The sequence below is a fragment of the Micromonospora sp. NPDC049048 genome (assembly GCF_043197615.1).
In the GTDB taxonomy this organism is placed as follows: Bacteria; Actinomycetota; Actinomycetes; order Mycobacteriales; family Micromonosporaceae; genus Micromonospora.
In genome coordinates this window covers 154,869-177,294 of the sequence record NZ_JBICTM010000003.1, presented here as the reverse complement: position 1 = coordinate 177,294, position 22,426 = coordinate 154,869, and the positions used below count along the sequence as shown (strand labels likewise).

General features: G+C 71.9%; 18 protein-coding genes. 5 read left to right on the top strand and 13 right to left on the bottom strand.

The window, feature by feature from the left end; translation table 11 throughout:
* Nucleotides 1-14 precede the first annotated feature (14 nt).
* A complete protein-coding gene (locus tag ACGFIG_RS11420; RefSeq protein WP_393001699.1) occupies nucleotides 15-1,427 on the top strand; it encodes a glycoside hydrolase family 43 protein in 1,413 nt (470 codons plus the stop codon).
* A gap of 70 nt (nucleotides 1,428-1,497) precedes the next feature.
* Here the strand turns inward: ACGFIG_RS11420 and ACGFIG_RS11415 are convergent, their stop codons facing one another.
* From ACGFIG_RS11415 to ACGFIG_RS11380, 8 genes are read right to left on the bottom strand one after another with little or no spacing between them, the layout of a single operon-like run.
* Complete coding sequence (locus tag ACGFIG_RS11415; protein ID WP_393001697.1) at nucleotides 1,498-2,925, bottom strand: S8 family serine peptidase; 1,428 nt, start codon at nucleotides 2,923-2,925, stop codon at nucleotides 1,498-1,500.
* A 16-nt stretch (nucleotides 2,926-2,941) separates the two neighbouring features.
* Nucleotides 2,942-4,576 carry an RICIN domain-containing protein gene (locus ACGFIG_RS11410; protein WP_393001695.1) on the bottom strand — a complete coding sequence of 545 codons (1,635 nt, stop codon included), beginning with the start codon at nucleotides 4,574-4,576 and terminating at the stop codon, nucleotides 2,942-2,944.
* Entirely contained in the window at nucleotides 4,576-5,220 is a 645-nt protein-coding gene (locus ACGFIG_RS11405) for a hypothetical protein (protein WP_393001693.1), read from the bottom strand. Before ACGFIG_RS11405 ends, ACGFIG_RS11410 begins: the two co-directional genes overlap by 1 nt.
* Entirely contained in the window at nucleotides 5,217-5,894 is a 678-nt protein-coding gene (locus ACGFIG_RS11400; protein WP_393001691.1) for a hypothetical protein, read from the bottom strand. Before ACGFIG_RS11400 ends, ACGFIG_RS11405 begins: the two co-directional genes overlap by 4 nt.
* The gene (locus tag ACGFIG_RS11395) at nucleotides 5,884-7,113 is read right to left on the bottom strand and encodes a hypothetical protein (protein ID WP_393001689.1); all 1,230 of its coding nucleotides are present in this window, start codon (nucleotides 7,111-7,113) and stop codon (nucleotides 5,884-5,886) included. The genes ACGFIG_RS11400 and ACGFIG_RS11395 overlap by 11 nt, the downstream gene beginning before the upstream one ends.
* Nucleotides 7,110-7,394: a hypothetical protein gene (locus tag ACGFIG_RS11390; protein WP_393001687.1), complete on the bottom strand. Its 285-nt coding sequence runs from the start codon at nucleotides 7,392-7,394 to the stop codon at nucleotides 7,110-7,112. Before ACGFIG_RS11390 ends, ACGFIG_RS11395 begins: the two co-directional genes overlap by 4 nt.
* Before the next feature lie 4 nt (nucleotides 7,395-7,398).
* Nucleotides 7,399-11,781 carry an FtsK/SpoIIIE domain-containing protein gene (locus tag ACGFIG_RS11385; protein WP_393001685.1) on the bottom strand — a complete coding sequence of 1,461 codons (4,383 nt, stop codon included), beginning with the start codon at nucleotides 11,779-11,781 and terminating at the stop codon, nucleotides 7,399-7,401.
* Nucleotides 11,782-11,800: 19 nt separating this feature from the next.
* Nucleotides 11,801-12,097: a WXG100 family type VII secretion target gene (locus ACGFIG_RS11380; protein WP_393001683.1), complete on the bottom strand. Its 297-nt coding sequence runs from the start codon at nucleotides 12,095-12,097 to the stop codon at nucleotides 11,801-11,803.
* A 195-nt stretch (nucleotides 12,098-12,292) separates the two neighbouring features.
* Here ACGFIG_RS11380 and ACGFIG_RS11375 point away from each other — a divergent pair, with 195 nt between their 5' ends.
* Together ACGFIG_RS11375 and ACGFIG_RS11370 are read left to right on the top strand one after the other, a co-directional pair.
* Entirely contained in the window at nucleotides 12,293-13,051 is a 759-nt protein-coding gene (locus tag ACGFIG_RS11375; RefSeq protein ID WP_393001681.1) for a hypothetical protein, read from the top strand.
* Between the two features lie 142 nt (nucleotides 13,052-13,193).
* The gene (locus ACGFIG_RS11370) at nucleotides 13,194-13,739 is read left to right on the top strand and encodes a LuxR C-terminal-related transcriptional regulator (RefSeq protein ID WP_393001679.1); all 546 of its coding nucleotides are present in this window, start codon (nucleotides 13,194-13,196) and stop codon (nucleotides 13,737-13,739) included.
* Here ACGFIG_RS11370 and ACGFIG_RS11365 read toward each other — a convergent pair.
* The 5 genes from ACGFIG_RS11365 to ACGFIG_RS11345 all read right to left on the bottom strand — a co-directional run bounded on the left by ACGFIG_RS11365 (nucleotide 13,736) and on the right by ACGFIG_RS11345 (nucleotide 20,630).
* Nucleotides 13,736-16,579 (bottom strand): BTAD domain-containing putative transcriptional regulator, encoded by a 2,844-nt coding sequence (locus ACGFIG_RS11365; protein ID WP_393001677.1) that lies wholly within the window; start codon nucleotides 16,577-16,579, stop codon nucleotides 13,736-13,738. The two genes, ACGFIG_RS11370 and ACGFIG_RS11365, sit on opposite strands and share 4 nt — an antisense overlap.
* A 310-nt stretch (nucleotides 16,580-16,889) precedes the next feature.
* A complete protein-coding gene (locus ACGFIG_RS11360; RefSeq protein WP_393001675.1) occupies nucleotides 16,890-17,465 on the bottom strand; it encodes an SMI1/KNR4 family protein in 576 nt (191 codons plus the stop codon).
* A 254-nt stretch (nucleotides 17,466-17,719) separates the two neighbouring features.
* Entirely contained in the window at nucleotides 17,720-18,967 is a 1,248-nt protein-coding gene (locus ACGFIG_RS11355) for an H-type lectin domain-containing protein (protein ID WP_393001673.1), read from the bottom strand.
* A 639-nt stretch (nucleotides 18,968-19,606) separates the two neighbouring features.
* On the bottom strand, nucleotides 19,607-19,792 hold the full coding sequence (locus ACGFIG_RS11350) for a DUF397 domain-containing protein (RefSeq protein WP_393001671.1): 186 nt from the start codon (nucleotides 19,790-19,792) through the stop codon (nucleotides 19,607-19,609).
* The gene (locus tag ACGFIG_RS11345; RefSeq protein ID WP_393001669.1) at nucleotides 19,782-20,630 is read right to left on the bottom strand and encodes a helix-turn-helix domain-containing protein; all 849 of its coding nucleotides are present in this window, start codon (nucleotides 20,628-20,630) and stop codon (nucleotides 19,782-19,784) included. The genes ACGFIG_RS11350 and ACGFIG_RS11345 overlap by 11 nt, the downstream gene beginning before the upstream one ends.
* A gap of 210 nt (nucleotides 20,631-20,840) precedes the next feature.
* Here ACGFIG_RS11345 and ACGFIG_RS11340 point away from each other — a divergent pair, with 210 nt between their 5' ends.
* Nucleotides 20,841-20,987 carry a hypothetical protein gene (locus tag ACGFIG_RS11340; protein ID WP_393001667.1) on the top strand — a complete coding sequence of 49 codons (147 nt, stop codon included), beginning with the start codon at nucleotides 20,841-20,843 and terminating at the stop codon, nucleotides 20,985-20,987.
* Nucleotides 20,984-22,135, top strand: a complete 1,152-nt coding sequence (locus ACGFIG_RS11335) for a helix-turn-helix domain-containing protein (protein WP_393001665.1) — start codon at nucleotides 20,984-20,986, stop codon at nucleotides 22,133-22,135. Before ACGFIG_RS11340 ends, ACGFIG_RS11335 begins: the two co-directional genes overlap by 4 nt.
* Nucleotides 22,136-22,426 lie beyond the last annotated feature (291 nt).

Below are 22,426 nucleotides of genomic sequence, written 5' to 3'. Positions count from 1 at the left end.
CTGGGGAGCACGTCGTGAAACTGGAAGTTGCGCCACGGGCCCGTAAAGGGCTCCGCCGCTCGATCGCCGCCATCGCGAGCCTCGCCTGCGCGGTCGCCCTGCTGCCGGGCACCGCACAGGCCGACAACCCGATCGTCCAGAACATCTACACCGCCGATCCGGCACCGATCGTGCACAACGGCCGGGTCTACGTCTACACCGGACACGACGAGGACGGGTCGACGTACTTCACGATGCGGGAGTGGCGGGTGTACTCGTCCGCCGACATGGTCAACTGGACCGATCACGGCGTACCCATGAGCCTCGCGACCTTCGCCTGGGCGGACGCGAACGCGTGGGCCGGCCACGTCGTACCCCGCAACGGGAAGTTCTACTGGTACGTGCCGGTGCGCCAGCGCTCGAACGGGCAGATGGTCATCGGAGTCGGCGTGGCGGAGAGCCCGACCGGTCCGTTCCGGGACGCGCTCGGTCGTCCACTGGTCGGCAACGGCGAGATCGACCCGCACGCCCTCATCGACGACAACGGGCAGGCGTATCTGTACTGGGGCAACCCGAACCTGTGGTACGTCCGGCTCAACCCCGACATGATCTCGTTCTCCGGCGGCCCGACGCAGATCCCACTCACGACCGCCGGTTTCGGCACCCGCACCGGCAACCCCAGCCGCCCGACCCTCTATGAGGAAGGCCCCTGGGTCTACAAGCGCAACGGCCTCTACTACAACGTGTTCGCGGCCCAGTGCTGCTCCGAATTCATCGCCTACTCGACCGCGCCCGGTCCCACGGGACCGTGGACGTACCGCGGGACCGTCATGCCCAGGCAGGGCAGCAGCTTCACCAACCACCCCGGTGTCATCGACTTCAACGGCGGGTCGTACTTCTTCTACCACAACGGCGCGCTGCCCGGCGGTGGCGGCTACACCCGCTCCGTCGCCGTGGAGCGGTTCGCCTACAACTCCGACGGCACCCTTCCCACGATCAACATGACCGCCGCCGGCCCTCCCCAGATCGGCACGCTCAACCCGTACGTCCGGCAGGAAGCCGAGACCATCGCCTGGGGCTCCGGCATCGAGACCGAGCCGTCCAGCGAGGGCGGCGTGAACGTCGGATACATCGAGAACGGCGACCACATCAAGGTGAGGGGCGTCGCCTTCGGGTCCGGTGCCACGTCCTTCACCGCACGGGTCGCCTCCAACACCGGTGGCGGTCGGATCGAACTGCGACTGGACGGTACGAACGGCCCGGTCGTCGGCACCTGCACCGTGGGCGGCACCGGAGGCTGGCAGAACTGGACGAGCACCACCTGCGCGGTGGGCGGAGCCACCGGTACGCGCGACCTCTACCTGCGCTTCACCGGCGGCAGCGGCTACCTGTTCAACGTGAACTGGTGGCAGTTCGGCGGTGGCAGCGCGGTGCCGTCGCACGGATGATCACCGAGCCGGGGCGGACGCCACGGAGCTGCGCGCCGGGTGGCGACGCCACGGCGGACAGGTCGCGACGTCACCGCGCCGCGCCGCCGACCCCGCTCGCCCGGTCGTGGGCCGGCTGACCGGCCGGACGGTCCCAGAACGGGTCGTCGCCGTCGTCGTCGGTGATCCGGGCCCGGGCCGCCAACGCCTGCCGCCGCGCCCGGCGGCGGGCCACGGCTGCGCCCAGCGCGCGGACCGGAGGCGGCAGCAGGTACGCCAGGAGCACCACGACGGCCAGGCCGACCGCGACCCAGGTCAGCACCCGGCTCAGCGTCCCCAGGCCGCTGGACGGCGTCTCGACCTCGGCGTTCACGCCCACTCCGCCGGGCAGCGGTGTCGTGACGGCGGCGACCGGGTCGACCAGGCGCTGGGCGGCGGTGTCCCGCACCTGCCTGGTCACGTCGGCGGCGTGCAGCGTGGGGTGGGCCGAGCGGACCAGGGCGACGGTGCCGGCCACGAAAGCGGCCGCGTACTCGGCGCCGGTGCCGGTGCGACCGATGCTCGCCACGTCGACGCCGGGCGCCAGCAGGTCGACCGCGTCGTCGGGCTGGTTCCCGGCCGGTTGCCGGTCGGCTCCGAGGGCACCGACCCGCAGCAGGCCGTCCATCGGGGCGACGCCGGCCGTCGCCGGCACCACCACCACGACGTTGCGCCCGATCGCGTCGCTGACGGCGGCGCGGATCGCGGGGTCGGTGGCGTCGACGCCGGCGTCGATCAGGACGACCTGGGCGCCGGACCCGGTCGCGACGTCGACGGCGGTCGCCGCGGTGCGGGCCTCGGTCCCCGCCCTGATCGGCACGATGCGGGCCGCCGGGGCCACGCCGAAGTTCCTGCCGTCGGCACCGTCGTCGCCGGCGACGATTCCCGCCAGGGCGGTGCCGGCGCCCTCGCAGCCGGTGTCGGCGCGGCCGGTGCCGGCGGCGACGTCGGTGCCCGTGGAGACCCGGCCGGCCAGTTCGGGGGCGGAGCCGTCCACGCCGGAGCCGATCACCGCGACCCTGACGCCCGAGCCGTCCGCCTCGGGCCAGGCCCGGTTCGGCGCCAGCAGGGTCTGGCCCCACGCGGCCGTGGCCGCGACGGCTTCCTCGCGGGGGCAGGCCGAGGACTTCCCGTCGGCCGTCGGGAGCGGGCCGTGGCGCAGCCCGGTGCCCACCGCGTCCCACGGCAGGACCAGGTGCCAGCCGGCCCGCAGGCGACTCGGATCCGAGAGGCGACCGCCGTCCGGCTGGACGCGGCCCGCGTTGAGGTCGAGGATCTCCCCCGCCCGGCCGGCGTCGCCGAGGAAGCGGGCCGAGATCTCCCAGAGGTTCTCGGGCGCGCCCTGGTAGGAGGAGGTCACGGTGTAATAGAACTGGTTGGCGGCGGCGCCCGGCGGCGGGGCCGCCCCGGCGGGGACCGTGACCACGCCGGTCACGGCGGCCACCAGCGTGGCCGTCAGTACGGCTCGACGGAGCATCATCGTCCTCGGCACCTCATCAGTCGAACTTCTTGACGAGCGCCCACTCGTGGTCGTCGCCGGAGCTGCACGGAAAGAGCGTCAGCGGCGCCTTGGGGTCCGCGTTGCCCTGGCTGGGGATGTCGAGGCACATGCCGGACTTCGTGGCGCGCAGCCAGTAGTACTGCAACCCGCCGGAGTCGCGCTTCGGCTCCAGCCGGAAGTACTGGTTGTCGTGGTCGCGGCACTCGTACTGCTGCACGGCGGTGTTGGCCTCGACCTTCCCGCTGCCGGGGAGATCGATGCAGAGCCGGTCGTCGATGTTGCGGATCCAGTACAGCTGGTAGCCACCGGAGCTGTCGACGCCGCGCGGCTCGAACGTCCACTGCTGGTTGTCGTCCCGGTTCCTGGCGCACTCGAACTGGCCCACCGGGCCCTCGGACCGGCCCGGACCGAAGTTCGGCACGTCGACGCAGACCTTGTAACGGAGGTTGTAGATGAAGTACGGCCCGTAGCTGTTGCCCGGCCCGTCGCCCGCGACCGCCTTGACCGGCGGCTGGTCGCCCTGCGGGGCCTTGGTGCCGGCGGCCGGGTCCGGGGTCGGGGTGGCGGACGCCGACGGCTTGTCGACGGGGAGGGCCCTGGGCGCCTGGAGGCGCGTGTCCTTGGCGTACTCCGCCTGCGTCTTCGCCACGATCTCGGCGAGCGGGGTGGCGCGCTCGCGGTCACCGGTGAAGGCGGCCAGGGCTGCCGGGTACTGGCCGCCGGACTTCTCGACCAGCTTGCACATCGTGCGGCCGAGCGCGGGGATCGCGACCGACGGGTCCCACGGCGTACGCTTCGCGGCCGACTTCCCGGTGGTCGTCCAGACCCGGGGCAGGAACTGCGCGATGCCCTGTTCGCCGGCGGGACCGAGCTTGTCGGGGTCGAAGCCGGACGTCGCCATGATCTGCGCCGCGATCCGGTCCGGCGGCATCTCGGGGCAGACCTTCCCGGCGGCGGTGACGGCGGCCACGTACGGCTCGGGCACCGGGACCACCGCGCCGCCGACAGCCGGGCCCGTGCTGGCCGGGGCCGCCGGAACGCCGCCGAAGGCGGGTTGCAGGGCGTACCAGCTGGCGTACCGGTCGACGGCGTCCACGTAGTCGCGCGCCCCGGACGGGACGGCGCCGGCCGCGATCACCTGGTCCATGCCGAGCCGGTGCGCCGCCAGCGCGACCCGCCAGGGGTCCTCGTCGATCTTCAGCGCCCGGGACTGGCCGACCAGCTGGCACATGCCGTGCGCGAGGGCCGTGATGCCGGCCTCGCGGTCGGACGGGTCGGCACCGGTCCACGGCGCGTACCTCTGCCACTGCTCGGGGGTCAGCGCGGCGATCCCGGTCGCACCGCCCTTGCGCATCTCGGCCACCGGCTCGTCGCGGAAGTTGGAGGCGACCATGACCTGACCGGCCAGCCGGGCCGGGGTGAGCGCCGGGCAGGAGGACGCCGCGCGTACGAGGATCCGCACGTCGGACGCGGCGACCCGGTTGCCCTCCAGCGGCTCGGCCGCGTTGGCCACCTGCCGCGCCGCGAACGCGCCGGCCCCGAGCAGGACGACCAGGGCCAGGGCGATGCCCAGGACCACCGGGCGACGCAACTTCGGCATCCCGAACATCTGGTACCGCTTTCCTTCCATCAGTCGGTGAACACCCGTGCGAGCACCTCGTCCTCGGTGGGTACGTCGACGCGGTCGGCCCAGCGCAGGGTGCCGACCACCGCGTCGAACAGCAGGACGATCGCCTGCACCAGCTCGTCCTCGACGTCGCCGTCGGTCAGGACGGTGAAGCTCAGCAGTCCCCAGACCCCGGGGGCGTCGGGGGCTGCCACGTAGTAGTTGACCCGCACGGACGGTGCCGCACGCCCGATGCGGTCGCTCTCGATGACCGTGCGGACCCGGGCGGCCGGGCAGCCGCCGACCTCCAGGAGCATCCCCTCGGCACCGGCGTCGGCGACGATCGAGTCCAGCAGCGCCTTCGGGTCCTGCGGGTCGTCCGGGTCCTCGATGACGGTCAGCACCAGCGTGCCGGGCAGGCGTACGCCGTTGAACTCCGCCAGCGGCATCACGACCGCCCGCGCACCCTGCCGGCCGGCCTCGTCGGTCGCCTCGGTGAGTTCCCGGCGCAGCATCCGCCGCCACGGGCCCGCCTTGTCCCGGGGCAGCGAGTCGGGCAGGTGGTGCCGGATGATCTCGTCGATGATCCGGGTCCGGAGCCGGGCCGTCTCGGGAGTGGTGGGGATGTGCACCCAACCGTCGGGCACGGCGAGCTGAAAATCGATCACGAGAGTGCCCGCCCGGCCGCGAGGTCGAACCGCAGCTCGGCACTCTGTCCGGCGATCATGTGCATCAGCGCCTCGATCCCGTGGCCGATCGCCGCCATCTGCTCCAGGCCGAAGACCCGGGTCCGGAGCAGGACGTCCACGTCGACCTCCGCCTCCAGGCGCAGCGCCGCGTCGAGGCGGCCGTACGCCCCCTCCTCCTCGGAGCCGGCCAGCGCGAACACCCGGACGCCGTCACCGCGCTCGGTGCTCACGTAGTCCACCGTCGGCTCCCGGACGTCCCCGTCGAGCCCTTCGGCGCCGACCTCGGCCAACAGGTAGGCCGGGTCGTCGGCGCGGGCCCGCAGGAACTCGGCGACGACGAGCAGGGGCATCCAGCGCACCTTCTCGCCGGTGAACGCCGCGCCCCAGAGCAGGCGGGAGTTGCCGGCCAGGGCGTCGGCGCGCGCCAGCAGGTCGTGCGCCACCGCCTCGCCCAGTTCGCCGGCCGTGAAGGGGAACTCCTCCGGGGCGTCGGCGGGCCAGTCGGCGCGCGCGGCGGCGACCTTCTCGCCCGCCCAGGCGTCGACGAGGCCCGCCACGTACCCGGTCCACCGCTGCCGCTGCGTGTCGTCGCCCCCGGCGGCCGGCACCCAGTCCCAGAACCACGACACCTCGACGTCGGGCTCACTCGTCATCGTCCTGGCCTCCGACGTCGTCGATCACCTCGGTCTGGCGGCCACCCGCGAAGGCCAGGCCGGCGCCGATGCTGAAGAAGATGTTCGACCCGGCCCAGATCAACCACACCGGCTTGAGCTTCGCGCCCCCGGTGAAGAGGCCGACGAGGTCCTTGAAGCCGCTGATGCCCAGGAGCTTGGACTTGAAGTCGAAGACGAACTGGCGGAAGTTGCCGGTCCTGAAGAGGTTCGCCCAGACCGACCCGGCGCCCTTGAGGTTGGCCCAGTCCAGGCTGAAGAACCCTGGTCGGGGGGCCGAGGTGATGATCTGCCCCCAGTTGGGCAGCGGGATCGGGCCGCCCGGTCCCCAGACGCCCGGCTTGAACTTGAACGACCCCAGCAGCTTCGTGACGTTCCCGATCTGCTTGCCGAACTTGGCGAGGGCGAGGCCGACGCCGCCGAGGAAGAGCGCGAACGCCCCGAAGGCGACGTCGAGCGCGGTCCCCTCCCCGTACGCCAGCAGCACGCTGTCGGCTATCAGCGCGACGGCGCCGGCGGCTATGCCGGCGATCACGAGCAGGTTCACCCCGGGCAGCAGGAGGGCGAACGCGGTCAGGATCATGCCGAGGATCCCGAAGACCTTGCTGATGATGCTGAAGACGGCCTTGATCTTGTCGCTCGTGGAGTCGGTCAGTCCGTCGTCGTACCGGTTGCAGTTGACCGCGTCGCCGAAGCGCTTGCCGGCCACGTCGAGGGCGTCCAGCGCGCCCGTCAGCCGGTTCTTCGCGGCGGTCAGCTGCGCCGCCGCCTCGTCCTTGGCGCGCTGCTTGTCGGCGCCCTTCTGCTGCTCCTCCGGCCCGATCGTGCCGTCGGGGCCCTCCTGCGGGTCCGGCATGGCCTTCGCCCGGGACTCGGCGTGCTCCGCCTCGCCCTCGTCGCGCTGGGCGGCGGCGACCTCGGTCTTGGCGCGTTCGAGTTCGGGCTCGTACCTGCCGATCTCGGTGGCGACGTCCTCGTACCGCACGGCCGCCTTGGCGAGCTTGTCCTTGATCTTCTCGGCGTCCTCCTTGAGCGGCTCGACGTACTTGCCCCGCAGCCCGTCGCTGCCCGCGTCGACGATCTTGGCGAGCTTGGCGATCGCGTCGTCGATGGTGGTGGCGATGTGCGCGTACCGCTTCTGGGCCGCGTGGATCTCCTCGGTGTCGGCCCGGCTGAGGGTCTTCAGCCGCCCGTCGCTCACGGCTGCTTCTTCCTGAGGGACTCGGCCAACTGGCGCTCCGCGTCGGCCCAGTTCTCCTCGGCCGCCTCGATCTTCCCGCGGAACTCCTTCATCGCCTTGACCATCTTGTCCCGGCGGTGGACCCAGTTGTGGGCGAAGTCGCCCATCGACAGGTTGGCGTTGTGCTGCCCCCACTGGCCCTTGTAGTCGTTCTGGAAGTCCAGCGCCCCCTCGAACTGGCTGATCAGTTCGTTCAGGTCCCGGACCAGACCCGCCAGGTCCTTCACCACGATGTCGGCCATCACATCACCGTTCCCTCTCGGGTTCCGCCTCGAGCAGAGGTATCTGGACGGTCTGGAGTTCGCCGTCGCCCAGGTGCACCCGGGCGACGCCGGGCACCACCCGGTCGGCCAGCGCGGCCCGGCCCAGGCGGACCCCGACCAGGTCGCCCGCGCTGAGCGTCGGCGGGGACAGCAGCGCGCCGCGCCGGTTCTTCTTGACCTCGACCTGCCAGCCGGAGAAGCCCATGGCCACCGACGCGACGTCACCGGCGATGACGACCGCCCGCCGGCTCCCGGCGGCACGGCGTACCAACTGGCGCAGCCAGTCCCGGGCGGGCACGTCCCGCCACACCTCGGCGTCGTCGACCAGCAGGGCGACGGGGCCGTCGCCGGGGTCGACGAGGGCGACGAACTCCTCCTCGGCCGGGCTGTCGCCGGTGAGGACCCCCCGGACGCCGGAACGCCCGTCGAGGTCCCGCAGCGGCGACCGCATCGGGGCGCCGATGACCAGCTCGGTGCCGGAGCGCAGCAGCGACTCCGCCATCACGGCGAGCGCGGTGCTGCGCCCGGACCGGGATGGACCGGCGATCAGGAAGGTCGGCTGATCGCCGAGCAGGTCGGCGCCCACCGGCTCCAGTTCGTCGCCGCCGACGCCCAGCAGCGCCCACATCGGAGCCGGCGTGCCGACGAACTCCCACGCCTGGTCGAGCGTCAACCTGCTGGGCAGCACCGCGATCCGGGCGGGACGCTGCGCCTTCGGCACCGCCGCCTCGCGCTCGGTCAGCGTCGCGGCGAGCGCGTGCATCGCGGCGACCTGGGCCGGGCCCGCCGGGTCGGCGGCCACCAGGGCGACCTGCACCTCGATCGCGCTGACCGCGCGGTAGCCGCGCCCCGGCGGCATGCTCTCCGGGATCTTGCGGGGGTTCAGCCCGGCCAGGGTGGCGTCGGTGCGGTCCGAGAGTCGCAACACCAGCTTGTCCTCGCACAGGGAGCTGATCCGGCCGCTGAGCAGCATGTGGTCACCGGCCACGACCAGGTGTACGCCGGCGCTGGCGCCCTCCCGCATCAGGGTGTGCACGAGGTCGGTCAGCGCCCCGCCGTCGTGTTCGCTGAGGGTGCCCATGAACCCCTCCCAGCGGTCGAGCAGCAGGAGGATGTGCGGCAGGCGCTTGTCGGCGGGGCTGGCCGCGCGCTGCTCGGTCAGGTCGGCGAACCCGCCCTCGCCCAGTACGCGCTGGCGGCGCAGCACCTCCGCGTGCAGGCGGTGCAGCAGGCGGCTGGCGCGCTCGGTGTCCGCCCGCTGCACGACCGCCCCGCAGTGCGGGAACCGGGTGATCGGCAGCAGTGCCCCGTTGCCGCAGTCCAGCCCGTACAGGTGCAGGTCCGCCACGCTCGTCGCGGCGGCCGCCGCGGTGGCGATCGTGCGCAGCGCTTGCGACCGGCCCGACCGGGGGGCGCCGACGATGTGCAGGTGGCCGAACGTGGACAGGTCGATGGTCAGCGGCACCTGCTGCTGGGTGCGCGGCAGGTCCTGCACGGCCCAGGCGAACGACGGCTCCCCCCGCCCGTCGCGCAGCGGCTCGGTGGGCAGCTCCACGACCGGCGCGGTCGGCAGCGGCGGCAGCCAGGGGCGCCGCTGCGCCGGCACGCCCAGCATGTCGCTCGTCTGCCGGATCGCCGCCACCAGCACCGACAGGTCGGTGGCCTCGTCGGTCTCTGCCGCGGCCCGCGGGCGCTGCGGCACCGGGCGGCCCAGGTCGAGCCAGCCCACGGGATGCAGGAACGGCGCGGCCACGGCGTGGGCCGGGTCCTGCTGCGGACGGCGGCCACCGACCCGGCCGGTCTGGAACGGGATGAGCGAGCTGTGACCGAGCCGGGCGTAGGCGCGGCCGGGGTGCGCGGCGGAGATGCTCGCCGCCTCGCGGGCGTCGATGACGTCGGCGCTCTCCCCCGCGTCGGTCACCCGCAGCGCGACCCGCAGGTTGGTGTTGGCGCGGATCTCCGCGGACACCACGCCGGACGGGCGCTGGGTGGCCAGGATCAGGTGGATGCCCAGCGAGCGGCCCCGCTGGGCCACGTTGACCAGGCCGGTCACGAAGTCGGGCAGCTCCCGCGCCATCGAGGCGAACTCGTCGATGACGATGAGCAGGCGCGGGATCGGCTCCGGCACCGGCCGGCGGGTGGCGTAGTCGAGGTAGTCCTCCAGGTCCTTGGCGCCGACCGCGGCGAGCAGGTGCTCGCGGTGGGTCAGCTCCGCGGCGAGCGAGGTGAGGGCGCGCTCGACCAGGTGGGTGTCGAGGTCGGTCACCATGCCGACGGTGTGTGGCAGGTCGACGCAGTCCTTGAACGCGGCGCCGCCCTTGTAGTCGACGAGCACGAAGTTCATGGCGTCGGGGCGGTTCGCGACGGCGAGCGAGGCCACCACCGTCTGGAGGAACTCCGACTTGCCGGAGCCGGTGGTGCCGGCGACGAGACCGTGCGGTCCGTGGTGGACGAGGTCGAGCGCGAACGGGCCGTCCAGGGTGTAGCCGACCACCGCGCGGGTGCTGCGCGGCGAGGTGGTCCACCGGGCGCTGATCGCGGCCACCGACGGGTCCTGGAGGTTCAGCACCTCGAGCAGGCGCGCGGCGGGCGGCAGCGCGGCCTCGCCGTGGCTGTCGCTCACGTCGCGCACCGGCGCGAGCCGGCGGCCCGTGGTGGCGAACCAGTCGTCGATCACCTCGTCGACCCGGATGCCGTCGATCTGCGCGGCCCGTTGCTGGCGCAGCGTGGTGGGCAGCCCGTCCCCGCCGACGACCACTGTCGTGCACTCCTCCGGCAGGGTGCGCTCGTCGGTGTCGACGCAGATGAAGTAGACGCCGACGGCCGGGCCGGCGAGCAGGATGGAGACGACGCCGGGCAACGCGCGCAGCCGCCGGGCGCCGTCCAGGACGACGACCACGTCGGGGTCGTTCGTCACGGCGTGGGAGCCGGCGTTCAGGCGGGCCTGCCGCCGGGCCTCGATCAGCTCGATCAGCTCGGCGATGCGGCGGGCGCTCGTCTCGGCGTCCGTGCCGAGCAGGGTGAGGGTCTGCTGCCCGAGGGACGGCCGGGTGTGCGGCAGCCAGGCGGCCCACTCCCACAGCGTGCCGCCCGCCGGGTCGGTGAGCACGTAGAGCTGCACGTCACGGGGGCTCTGCATGACGGCGAGCTGCCCGGTCAGCCAGCGGGCCAGGCGACGCGGCCACTCGTCGCGGCCGGCGATGCCGACGACGCCGGCCTGCACGATGGAGAAGGCGACCGGAACGTCGTACAGCAGCCGGGTCTCCACCCGGCGGCCGACGCCCTCCGCCTCGACGCTGATCGCGCTGGGCAGGTCGGCGGTGCCGACCCGGACCACGAGATGATCGGGATCGGTACGGCGGCGCTCCCAGAGCCGGGCCCGCGGGCCCGTCGCGACGATCAGCAACTCGGCCGGGTCCGGGGCGCTGACGCGGCGGTCGTAGCGCTCCAGCACCAGCGTCTCGCTGATCTCGGCCTCGATCGCGGCGACCCGTTCCTCGTGCTCGGCCAGCTGGCTGCGGTGGCTGCGGCTGCCCTGCCGCCGGGAGGAGTACCAGTTGGCGACGACCATCAGCGGCGACATCGCCGCGAACATCAGGTACATCGGGTTGCGCAGCACGAGCGCCATGACGCCGCCGAACACCGCCGGCACCGCGGCCGCCAGCCAGGGCAGGGCGTTGGTGTGCGGCGCCTTCGGCGCGGCGGGGATGCGGAACTTGTCCGGCCGGATCGGCGGAAGCAGCCGCGGCGGGCGGTTGTAGTCGAGGTACTCGCTCTCCGGCGACGGCTCGACGACCGCGTCGGGGCAGCGCACCGGGTGCGCCTCCAGGACCGTACCGCCGGCGGCGAGCTGTGCCGTCTCCCGCCAGGTGACCTCCTCGCCGGGCAGCGCCTCGCGGTCCAGCAGCAGGTCGTCGGCGAGGCCCCGGACGTGCACCTCGGCGTCGAAGGTGACCCGGACGACGGCCGCCACCGGCGCCACGTCGTCGCCCAGGCGTACGGCGCAGGTCGCCGACGAGCCGACGCGGTGCTCGCCCGGGCCGAGCGACCAGACCCGCCCGGCGCCGACACCGACGACGGCCCGGATCGTCACCAGGCCGCCGGTGGTGTACGGAGCCGGGCCCGGCCCGCCGAGCCACAGCACCGAACCGTCGTGCACACCGCTGGCGGACAGCGGCAGGTCGGGATCGAGCAGCCGGTCGTCGAGGTGGACCAGCCCGGCGTCGGGGACGGGACCGTGCGGGCGGTACGACGGGTCGAGGTTGTCCAGCAGGTTCTTGACGATGTCCCGCACCGGGGTGGCGGGGTCGGCGTCCACGACCACGTCGGCCGACCACGCCTGCGGGGACGCCAGGGTGATCAGCATGCGCACGGCGTACCCCTGATTACTTGTTCAGCGAGCCGGCGAGCTGGGTGTCCATGTCGCGCAGCGCCTGGACGGCCTTGTCGAGCCACTCGGAGAGCTGGTCGAGGGTGTCCATGACCTGGCCGGCGGCGTTGACGAACTCGGTGTGCACCTCGTCGAACCTGCCGGACGCCTGGTCGGTGACGAAGCCCGAGGCGGTCAGGTTGTCCACGATCGACTTGCACTCGGTCAGCCGGGAGTCGATCTCGTTCTTGTTGTTGCGCATCCGGGTCGCGCTGTCCGACATCTCCGTGTAGGTGATGTTGAGGTTCGCCATGGGGTCGTCCCTTCGAATGGTGCGAGCACGAGCTGCCCGCCCGGCCCGCGCTCGGCAACGCGGACCAACGTAGGAACCAGGCGCGGTCACAGTCCAGAGCGGAGTCCCCGTCCTGGGTCCCTGGGCCCAGCGCCCTCGTTGACAGCCGCCGGCGCGCCACCGACGATTCCAGGGCCCGAGAACGAGGAGTGGACGATGACCTGGCTGGGACGTTCCCCCGGTGACCGCCGCTCGCCCGAGCCGGCCGCCCACGAGCGGGCCGGCGCCTGGACGGTCGACCGGGCGGTACGCGTCCTCGCCACCGGGTGCGCCGAGCGGCAGCGCCCCGTCCCCGCGGTCGGCGCCGTGCTCCTGGGCCCGGAGGCCGTCGTACTGCGGCTGACCACCCCCGACGAGGCCCCGCCGCCCGGGTGGACGGCCGGGGACCACGGCCGTACGTGGCAGGCCTCCCTGCGGTGGTTGGCGCACGCGGCGGTGGACGACCGGCTGCCGGACCCGCTCCCGCTGCTCGTGTCGCTCGGCGTGACCGAGGGCGGGCGGCTGCTGCTCAACCTCGCGCGGGCGGACGGGATCGTCGGTGTCGGCGGCGACCTCGCGCTGGCCCACAGCCTCGTCCGGTCGTGGTCGCGGCGGCTCACCACCGGGCCGTGGTCGACCGGCATCCGGGTCGTCCGGGTCGGCTTCGAGCCCGAGCCCGACTTCGCCGGGCTGGACGTGTCGCGGCTGGTCGAGGCGGTGCCCGTGCTGGACGCGCCGGAGGGCGGGGTCCTGCTGTTCGCCGGCCCGCCCGCGGGCCGCGACGCCTACCAGGTCGAACGGCTGCTGGCCGAGCCGGTACGACGCTGGTCCGTGGTGGCCGTCGGCGCCGAGGACGCGACCTGGCGGTTCACCATCGGCATGGACGGAACCGTCGACACGGGCATCCTGGCCGACCCGGTGCGGCTGCGCCCGTAGCCCTGCCGCCCGCCGCCCGCCGCCGGTCGCCTGCCGCCGGTCGCCCGCCGCCGGAATGTTCGGGCAGCGCCGGGGCGTCCGGAGCAGCCGTGTGGAGCGGACGTGAAGCGATCGTGAAGCGGGCTGCACCAGACTGAGCGTCATGATCACGATTCCCGGGAAGCCGGGGGCGGCCGGTGGCCGGGTACGCATCGCGATCTCCAGCCCGGAGATCCTCGCCCACATCCGCCGCGAGTTCGCCCGTAAGGGCCTGAACGTGGAGATCGACGGCCTGCCCTCGGTCGACGTGGTCGTCACCCCGGGCGGCGGCGCCCCGCCGGCGACGGGTGCGCTCGCCGACGCCCTGAACGGGCTGGCCGGAAAGCGCACCCGGCACCAGGGCCCGGCCACGGCCCGCTACCGCCTGGCGCTGGTACCGCGCGACCGCCGACCGGCCCCCGCGCCCGGCTGCGGACGCGGCCCGGTCGCCGCACCGTCGCGGGCGCACGGGCACCCGCCGCTGTCGCCACGCGAGGCCGAGGTGATGGACTCGATCAGCAGGGGGATGCGCAACGCCGACATCGCCGCGTCGCTGCGGATCCAGCAGAAGACCGTGAAGAACCACGTGAACCGCATCTTCACCAAGCTCGGCGCCCGCACCCGGATCGAGGCGGTGCTGATCTGGCAGCGCGAGCGGGCGTCCGGCTAGATCTCCAGGCCCGCCAGGAAGGCGCGCACCTCGGCCGCCTCCTCGGCGTCCAACTGTTCCAGCCGCGCGAGGGCCCGGCGGGCGAGGTCGGCGACGGTCTCCGCGCGTACGCCGTCGTCCGGGACCCCGCCCGGAGCGCTCGCCCGCGCCAACCCGAACAGGGCGAGTCCCTCGTGGTAGAGGTCCCCGACGTCCTGGCTGATCCGCAGCGCCTCGCCGAACGACTCCTCGGCCGCGGCCTGCTGCCCGAGACCGTGCTGCGCCAGCCCGATGTTGATCAGCAGGTTGGCCTCGATGATGTGGTTGTGGGACCGGCGGGCGTACTCCAGGCCCGGCAGCCCGTCCCGCATCGCCTCCTCCCACCGCCCGGTCTCGGCGTTCAGCTCGCAGAGGACGTCGTGCGTCGCCGCCACGTAGTAGTCGATCCCCTCCCGGTACGCGAGCGTCAACGCCTCGCGGGCCGGGCCACGCGCGGCGTCGTACTCCTTCGCCTCGCGCAGCGTCGACGCCAGGTTGCCGAGCAGGCTGATCCGGTGCTTCCAGTCGGCCGGGTCGTCGAGCAGCTCCAGCCCACGGTGCAGCTGCCGCACCGCGACCTCGTTCTGCCCGAGCCGCGAGTACGCGACGCTGCAGTGGTTGAACAGGATCGCGCGGGCGACGTGGTTGCCGGCCGCCTCGGCGGAACGCATCGCCACGCGCAGCAGGTCCAGCCACTCCAGCGGCTGGCCCGCCACGTAGAAGTAGTCGAACATCAGGCACGTCAGGTGCCAGGCCGAATCATGCTCCCCGTCGGGGTGCGCGGCCCGGACGAGCGCGACGACGTTCGTCCGTTCCGCCTCGCACCACCGCAGGCGGTCCTGCTGGCCCTCGAACCGGATCGGCGGGACGTCGCTGCGCGGCGGCTCGACGGGCACGTCGCGGCGGGAGCTGCCGCTGCCGCCCCACGTCGACAGCGTGACGCGGTACCAGGCCAGGACCCGCGCCAGGGCGTCGCGCCGCTCGCCCGGCGTCAGCCTGCCGGAGAGTTCGGCGGCGTACACGCGGGTGAGGTCGTGCATGGTGAACCGGTCGCCCTCCTGTTCCAGGAGGCAGAGCGCGCCGAGCCTGCCGAGCAGGACCTCGGCGGACCCCACCGGGAGGCCGAACAGGGCCGCCGCCGTGTGCCGGGTCACGCTCGTGCCGGGGAACACGCCGAGGAGCCGGAACGCCCAGGCCGCGTCCTCGCCGAGCGCGGCGAACGACCAGGACAGCACGGCGCGTACGGAGCAGAGCGGGTCGTCTGCCAGTTGCAGCCCGTCCAGCCGGTGCTGGACGTTCTCGAGCTGGCCCACGAGGTCCCCGATGCGCGCGCCCGCCGTCGACACGACCTGCTCAGCCGCGATCTGGAGGGCGAACGGCGACCGGTCGCAGAGCGCCATGAGCCGGCGGGCGGGTTCCGGTTCGGCGCGAACGCGGTCCTCCCCGATCGCCGTGCAGAGCAGGCTCAACGACTCCTGGTCGCTCAGGGCCCCGAGCGGGATCCGGCGCGCGGCGTGCCGGACGGCCAGCCCCGAGAGACGGTTGCGGCTGGTCACGATGACGAAGCAGGTGCCGGCGCCGGGCAGCAGGTCCTCGACCTGGTCGGCGGACTTGGCGTTGTCGAGGACCAGCAGCATGCGCTTGTCGGCCAGCAGGCTGCGCCACAGCGCGACGCGCTCCTCGCGCCCGCTCGGGATGTGCCGGACGCCGACGGAGGCGAGCAACTGGTGCAGGGCGTCGTCGGGCGTCAGGGCGGCGTGCGACGGGTCGAACCCACGGAGGTTGATGTAGATCTGCCCGTCCGGGTAGCCGTCGCGCAGCATGTGCCCGCCGCGTACCGCCAGCGCGGTCTTCCCGATGCCCCCGACGCCCACGATCATGACGATCCGCCGCCGTGGCCCGCCGCCCCCGGTGGAGCTCTGCAACACGGTGAGCAGCTCGGCGGTCCGCCCCACGAAGGCGTCGTTGTCCGGCGGCAGCTGGGCGGGCCGCACCAGCTCCTCGGTCCGGCGCTCGTCGGCCCGGCGCTCGTTTGCCCTGCGCTCGTCGGCCCGACGCTCTTCGGCACGGCGCTCTTCGGTTCGGCGGTCGTCGGTCAGGATCTTGGCGTAGACGTCCTGGATGGCCGGCGACGGGCTGATGCCCAGGTCGGCGGCCAGCGCGCGGCGCAGGTTCTCGTACTGGGCCAGGGCCTCGGCGGTGCGTCCGCTGCGGTGGAGCGCTCTCATAAGGACGCCGCGGAGCCGCTCGTCGAAGGGATGGGCGGGTACCTCGGCGAGCAGCCGGCCCACCATGTCGGGGAGCGCGTCGAAACCGGCGATCTCGGCGTGCTCGACCAGGAGTTGCAGCCGCAGCTCGGCGAAGCGGTCGCGGGCCCGCGCGACGAACGGTCCCGGCACCCCCGCGAGGAGGGTCCCGGCGTTCCACACCGCCAAGGCTTTCTCGTACGCGTGCAGGGCATCCGGGGTGTCGCGGGCCGCCCGCGCCCGCTCGGCCAGATCGTGGGCGTGGGCGGCGTCGAAACTGTCCCGGTCGAGCCGCAGGCAGTAGCCGGTACGGTCGCTTGCCAACACGTCCTTCGTCGGCCCGAGCGCCCGGCGCAGCCCGGAGACGTACGTGTGCAGGCTTCCGGCTGCCGTGGCGGGAGCCGACTCGCCCCAGACCCGATCGACGAGTTCGCCCCGGGAAACGGTCTTCCCCGCGCAGAGGGCCAACACGGCGAAGGCTGCGCGCTGCTTGGGCGGGCCGAGTTCGATCTCTTCGCCGTCGACGTGGGCGCGGAGCGGTCCGATGCCCTGAACCCTCAACCTGCCGTCACTCACGCGGCCCTTTCCGTACGGGCCCGCCGTCGTCGTCGCGGCCAACAGGTAACTCCTCGCGGTCGGCGGTCCCGACCCGGACTCCGCGTCGGCGCCGGACGAACCGGACGGCCGTAACGATAGCGGGTCATCGGCGCCGCCCTCACAGGACGGCGGGTCGCGCCGGGCGGCTCACCCAACGAATCTCGACGCCATCCAGCTCGCCACCGCCCAGGTTCTGACCGACGGATCCGGCACGACACTCATCGCCTTCGTCAGGCTGGACGTGGGGTCCGCCATCGCATGAGAACCACACGTGATCATTCTGCGTCTGCTACGTCATCGCTCTCGCGATGGGATATCCAGGATGGCGTCGCGCGACGAACGCCTCGTACGCCTCCCGATCGTCCGGGTTGGAATCGTCGCCGGACAGACCGGCCTCGAAGGCGGAGACAAGGGTCTCCAGCCATGCCTCGAGGCTGGGGTAACGGATGTAACGGTGATGGTCCTCGGCCTTGAACTCGATGATCTGCCCGGGTGCGCCGCCGGGACCGCCGGCGGTGTCGACGCACAGATGGTCGCCGTAGATGTTGCCCAGGAACGGAACCCAGCCGTCGCCCCACAGACCGGCGAAGTCGTCGTTCTCGACCAGCCAGGCCATGTCGTCGAGGGTGTCGAGAATGGTCCGGGCGGACATCAACGACCACAGGTGCTCCAGGTGGTCGTCGCTGTCGTCGGGCTGGCCGTCCCGCCAGGTCAGCAGCTCCCGCAGCAGGGCGGGAAGTTCGCCGCCGGCACGGCGCGCGATCTCGTCGATGACGTCAGAGGATGCACCGGGTTGCAAGCTCGCGTGGTAAGTGAGCCGGTTGGCCTGGAGCCACCGGTCGAGTCGTGCGATGAGGGGGTGCATCCGGCCAGCCTAGGAGTTTTCCGGACTCGGCTTCGCGATCGATGCCAGGATCCGATCGCGGTCTGGCGCCACGGTGGCAGGCCCGCCACCGTGACCGGCCCACCGGCAGGGGTTCGTGGTGCGCCGCCGCCGGGTGGTGGAGCGGCCCCTGGCCTGCGCCGGCATGCTCGGCCGCCTCACTTGAGGCGGTCCTGCCACCGCTAACAACGCCGAACCTTCAACACGCCCGACTGACAGACATGCGAAACGCTCTCTCAGCCGCCAGTGTTCGGCAGTGCCGCCCACTCCGCACGAATCGCCGTCGCGCCGGTCGGGCCGGACTTGTTCACAATCAACGTGAAGCCGTTCTGAGTCACGTACTTGGCGCCCACGTGATAGAACGAGTTGGCGCCGGACGACTGCGACACGAGCACGACGGGAGGCGAGTCGAACGGCGTCTTGAAAGCCACCGGCGTTTCCACGGGGTCGGTGCTCGAGCCGACCTGCACGACGCGCTTGCCGGTCTGGATGTCCTGGTTCATTACGTCTCCTGACTCCGTCCATGAGAAAAGCCGCCTCCGGAATGCACCATTGACCTTGTCGACGATTCCGAGGGTGAGGGTCGCACGCCCAGTGGCGTCGCGGAAGAGGCTTATTCCCTCGGGTTCGTGGTACGCGGTCGCGCCGCCAACGGCGCTGATATCCCTCGGGGGGCGCGCGAGCGTGCCGTCAGACCAACGGAACTCCTTGAGGACGTTGTTGGATCCGTCGGAAGCGCCGTACAGCATGAAAAATGTGTCGCCATAGTCGCAGAATCCCTGGAAACCAGGATTGTCGGGAAACTCCCACGGGACATCGATCGGACCCGCGAGAATGTTGTCGATACCGGCGGTGACCTCGGAAAGCCGTCGCTTGACGAGGACGTCGCCGGCGAAGCCGGTCCGGTTACCCCGGAACGTCATAAGGTCGTTGTACTCGTCGATAGCGGGGATCGTGTACATCGTCGAGAACTTGTTGATCACCTGTGCGTCGCTGAACGGTCGTGTCGCGCCGGCCGCATACGGGATGCGCACGAGCTGCGAGCCGCCGGTGCGTGTCCACGCGAGCCAGACGTAGAGGGTCGCCCCGTCGTGTTGCAGGGCGATCGACGTGCCGTGACCAGCCTGTGTGAGTCGCATCGAACTCACCAGGGTCCCGTCGGCTCGGTGTCGCGAGACGATGCAATCCGACGGCGTCCCCGCCGGTGCCGCCGTCGGTTCGGAGACATACCAGTCTCCGGTCGACGTATCCTTGACCGCGCACTGTGAAACGGTGCCGAGTGGCGTATCGAGGTCGTTCACGTACGCGGGAGTGGTGAAGATGTTGATGGGATTGAACGGCCCTGCGGCGGCGGCAGCCGCGGTTGCGCCGAGTGCAGGTGAAGTCGCGATCGATAATGGTGCGGCTCCAACGGCGGCAGCGAGCACGCCCCCGGCGCCGAGCCGCAGCGCATTTCTTCGCGACCAGTCGCGACGCTCAGGCATGCGGAATGACCTCCTTCAACGAGAGTGCTGTACGATGGCTGACAGATCGGGCAGGTTCGCTGTCCTTATAGGATGCCGCGCTTCGCTGCGGACCCGCCGGTGGCAACAAGAGTGACGGCAGCAGCCCCCGCTCCGATGGCAACCCGACGGCTAAAGTTCTCCACTGATTTCAGCTCCGATCTTCTCGCCTGCTGACCCTCTGTGAAGCCAGTCAATCCTTCGACGAAGATGCCCGCGATGAGGGTAAGCGTGAGCTGAATTCTTTGTGGACCATGCCAGCCTGGTCAAGGTAGTCAGCGATAATATGCTCGCAATGTACGCACATTGTGCCCACCCCGGGACTGGCCGGTGGCCGCCGATGGCGCTGTCCAGGGCCGTGACAGGCGGCTACCTCCGCTCCAACTAATGGCGAGGGATCAGGTGTCGGCGTGCGAAGAACCGTGGCGCCAGTTCCGCGACCAGGCCCGTAATCACCTACCGAGACAAGCCTGTCATTCGAGGGTTCATCATGATCGCAGCGCCAGCCGTGGCACAGACGACGATCATCGATGCTCAAGGATTCGCAACTGTGCACGAGGTCGTTAGCCTCGCAGTGGGAACCTCCTCGATCAGTGGCGTCCGGCGCCCGCTTCCTTCATTTCACAGGTGGCTGTCCGCCTTGAGGCTGCCTACAAAGGCGTCCCAGGCGGCCGGCTCGAAGGTCAGCGTCCCGGCTGCCGGGGCCTTCGAGTCGCGGACGTCCACCCGAGCGCCCCGGTCGCGCACCTCCACGCACTGGCCGTTGCTGCCGGAACGGCTCGACTTGCGCCAGACGTTACGCTCCATCCGCGCTCAACTCCCTGATGAACTTGATCGACTCGGCCGGCGACATCGCCAGCATCGTCAGATTGTCGTACGCCGCCGACAACCGTGCCAGATCACGGCTCGACTCGAGGAACAGCTCGCCCGCCAGGGTCTCGATGTAGCCCAGGGGCGGCTCGTCGCGCTCGAAGCTGAGCAGCGCAAAGCCGCTGCTGTCTGCCAAGTGCGCCCCAGCTTCGAAGCGCAGCACCTGGATAGTGACGTTAGGCAGCCGACTCAGCGTGACCAGGTGGTCGAGCTGCTCGCGCAGCACGTCCGGGCCGCCGACCTCCGTCCGCAGGGACGCCTCGGACAGGATGGCGTGCATCCGCAGCGGTCTCGGCTGCCGGCGCAGCACCTCCTGCCGGGTGATCCGGGCGGCGACCCGCTGGTCGACCGTTTCCGGGTCATCCTCCCGGCCGATGACGTTGACCTCGCGCGCGTAGCGCTCGGTCTGAAGTAGACCGGGCACCAGCATCGGCTCGAAGTTCCTGAGTTCGACGGCCTCGGTCTCGTACGCGATGTAGGTCGCGTACTTGCCGCCGACGCGCTGCCACCAGCCCTCCTCGCGCAGGCCACGTGCCTGCTCCAGCAGCGAGGTGCCAGGCTCCTCGTCAATCTTGACGCCATACGCGACAAGCAGCTCCATGACGTCACCGACGCGAGGCTTGATCTCGCCCGACTCGATCCGACTGATCCGTGACGGCGAGCAACGGACGACCTCCGCCGTCCCCTCGCCGGTCAGTCCCCTTGCTTCACGAAGCTTGCGCAGCTCCCGGCCGAGTCGGCGCGATCGCGGTGTCGCGGGCGTGAATCGAGGCATGCCCTGATTCTGCGTCAGCCCGCCTGGGATCCGTTGTCCCGACTCACATGCGAATCCGACACTCGCCCATCACGGAGCTTGCCCAGCATCACTTGATGCGGCAGAGTGATTACCGTACGCAACCAACCGCTCTCACAGCTCGCATGGCCGGTTGTGGGCTACGGGCGCGGCCCGGTCCCGCCTTCCACCTCGTCAGAAAGCGAGGTCCTGGTGATCTCCGAAGTGCTGTCCATCGTGTTCGGTGGTCTGATGCCGGGCTTCCTGCTCGGGCTCGTCGCGTTCAAGGTCAAGTCCCGGTGGTGTCCGCGCTGCGGGGAGTCGACCGAGGCGATGCGGCCGGTGGAGCGGGAGTGGTGACCGGGCCGGAACGGCGCAACGGCAACGAGCTGCCGATCGGGCGGCGGGTGGCACAGCTCCGGGCGCGTCGGGGAATGAGCCAGCAGGTCTTCGCCGACCGGATCCGCAGGTCGAAGAGCTGGGTGGACAAGGTGGAGCGCGGCGTGCGTACCCTCGATCGACTTTCGGTGATCGAGACGGTCGCCGGGGCCCTCGGCGTCACCCCGGGCGTCCTGCTCGCCGGCAAGGTCCGGCGGGCAGCCGGCGCCGACACCGGCGGCGCCGTGGATCAGGTACGGGCGGCGCTGGCCCGCTACGACTTCCCCGGCGCCGGCAGCGACGGCCAGCCGCCGTCAGTGCAGGATCTTGACCACCAGGCAGGGTACGCGTGGACGGCGTACCGCAACGGCCATCACCCCCAGGTGTTGCGGATGCTGCCCGACCTGCTCGACGGCAGCCGCCGGGCCTGCCACCCGCAGTCGGAGAACGCGCCCGCCGCCGACCTGCTGGTACGGGTGTACCGGCTCGCCGCCCAGGTGCTCGTCAAGCTCGGCGAGGCCGACCTGGCCTGGCTGGCCGCCGACCGGGCGATGAGCGCCGCCGCCGGCGACCCACGCCGTGCCGGCCTCGCGGCGGTCTCCCTCGCACAGGCGCTCCGGGCCCTGCGGCGGGGCCGGCTGGCGATGACCGCCACCCGCACCGCCGTACACCATCTCGACCTGGCCCGGTCCCCCGACTGCCCGGCAGGCGGGCCCGCCCTGGCGGGAACCCTGCTGACCGAGGCCGCCCTCGCCGCCGCCGCGTGCGCGGACGCCGTCGCCGCCGGCGACCTCATCGGGCGTACGGGTCACCTCGCCGCCGCCCACGACGGGCGGCACCACGCTGACCTCGACGGCATCGGGTTCAGCCCGATCACCGTCGAACTCGCCCGTGCCCTGATCGCCATGCACCTCGGTGACCATCACCAGGCCATCACCATCCACCGGGAGGCCACCGGTGACGACGCCTGGCACCTGCTCCCCGCCGAGCACCGGGCCGCTCACCTGATCGACATCACCCGCGCCCACCTCGACCTCGGCGACCCCGGCGCCGCCGGCCGCGCCCTGGTCGCCGCCGACGCCATCGCCCCCGCGAGATCCGGCTGCGCCCCGCCGCCCGAGTCGCGCTGACCGCAGTGCTCCGCGCCGGCTTCCCCACCGCCGACGTGACCCGCCTCGCCGCCACCATCGGCCTGAGCTGACCTGGTGCAGCGGCGTCTCAGCTGCTTACTGAATGGCGGCACACCGCCGAGATCCACTCGGACCCCGACCTGCACCGGATCCTGGGCACATCCAGCACTCACCAGCCATGGTTGGAAGCCGGTCAGCAAAGTCCCTGCGTTTGCTTGGTTGCACCCTTCGATGAAGGCCACGACGCCGGCGAAGTCATCTCGGATGAGCCACATCCTGGGGCGTGCGCGG

Excerpts from the sequence above, each read along its gene's own strand:
- ACGFIG_RS11385 (WP_393001685.1), bottom strand. The coding sequence starts at position 11,781 with ATGCTGATCACCCTGGCGTCCCCGCAGGCGTGGTCGGCCGACGTGGTC.
- ACGFIG_RS11380 (WP_393001683.1), bottom strand. The coding sequence starts at position 12,097 with ATGGCGAACCTCAACATCACCTACACGGAGATGTCGGACAGCGCGACC.
- ACGFIG_RS11410 (WP_393001695.1), bottom strand. The coding sequence starts at position 4,576 with ATGGAAGGAAAGCGGTACCAGATGTTCGGGATGCCGAAGTTGCGTCGC.
- ACGFIG_RS11345 (WP_393001669.1), bottom strand. The coding sequence starts at position 20,630 with ATGCCTCGATTCACGCCCGCGACACCGCGATCGCGCCGACTCGGCCGG.
- ACGFIG_RS11400 (WP_393001691.1), bottom strand. The coding sequence starts at position 5,894 with ATGACGAGTGAGCCCGACGTCGAGGTGTCGTGGTTCTGGGACTGGGTG.
- ACGFIG_RS11415 (WP_393001697.1), bottom strand. The coding sequence starts at position 2,925 with ATGATGCTCCGTCGAGCCGTACTGACGGCCACGCTGGTGGCCGCCGTG.
- ACGFIG_RS11360 (WP_393001675.1), bottom strand. The coding sequence starts at position 17,465 with ATGCACCCCCTCATCGCACGACTCGACCGGTGGCTCCAGGCCAACCGG.
- ACGFIG_RS11355 (WP_393001673.1), bottom strand. The coding sequence starts at position 18,967 with ATGCCTGAGCGTCGCGACTGGTCGCGAAGAAATGCGCTGCGGCTCGGC.
- ACGFIG_RS11390 (WP_393001687.1), bottom strand. The coding sequence starts at position 7,394 with ATGGCCGACATCGTGGTGAAGGACCTGGCGGGTCTGGTCCGGGACCTG.
- ACGFIG_RS11350 (WP_393001671.1), bottom strand. The coding sequence starts at position 19,792 with ATGGAGCGTAACGTCTGGCGCAAGTCGAGCCGTTCCGGCAGCAACGGC.
- ACGFIG_RS11370 (WP_393001679.1), top strand. The coding sequence starts at position 13,194 with ATGATCACGATTCCCGGGAAGCCGGGGGCGGCCGGTGGCCGGGTACGC.
- ACGFIG_RS11375 (WP_393001681.1), top strand. The coding sequence starts at position 12,293 with ATGACCTGGCTGGGACGTTCCCCCGGTGACCGCCGCTCGCCCGAGCCG.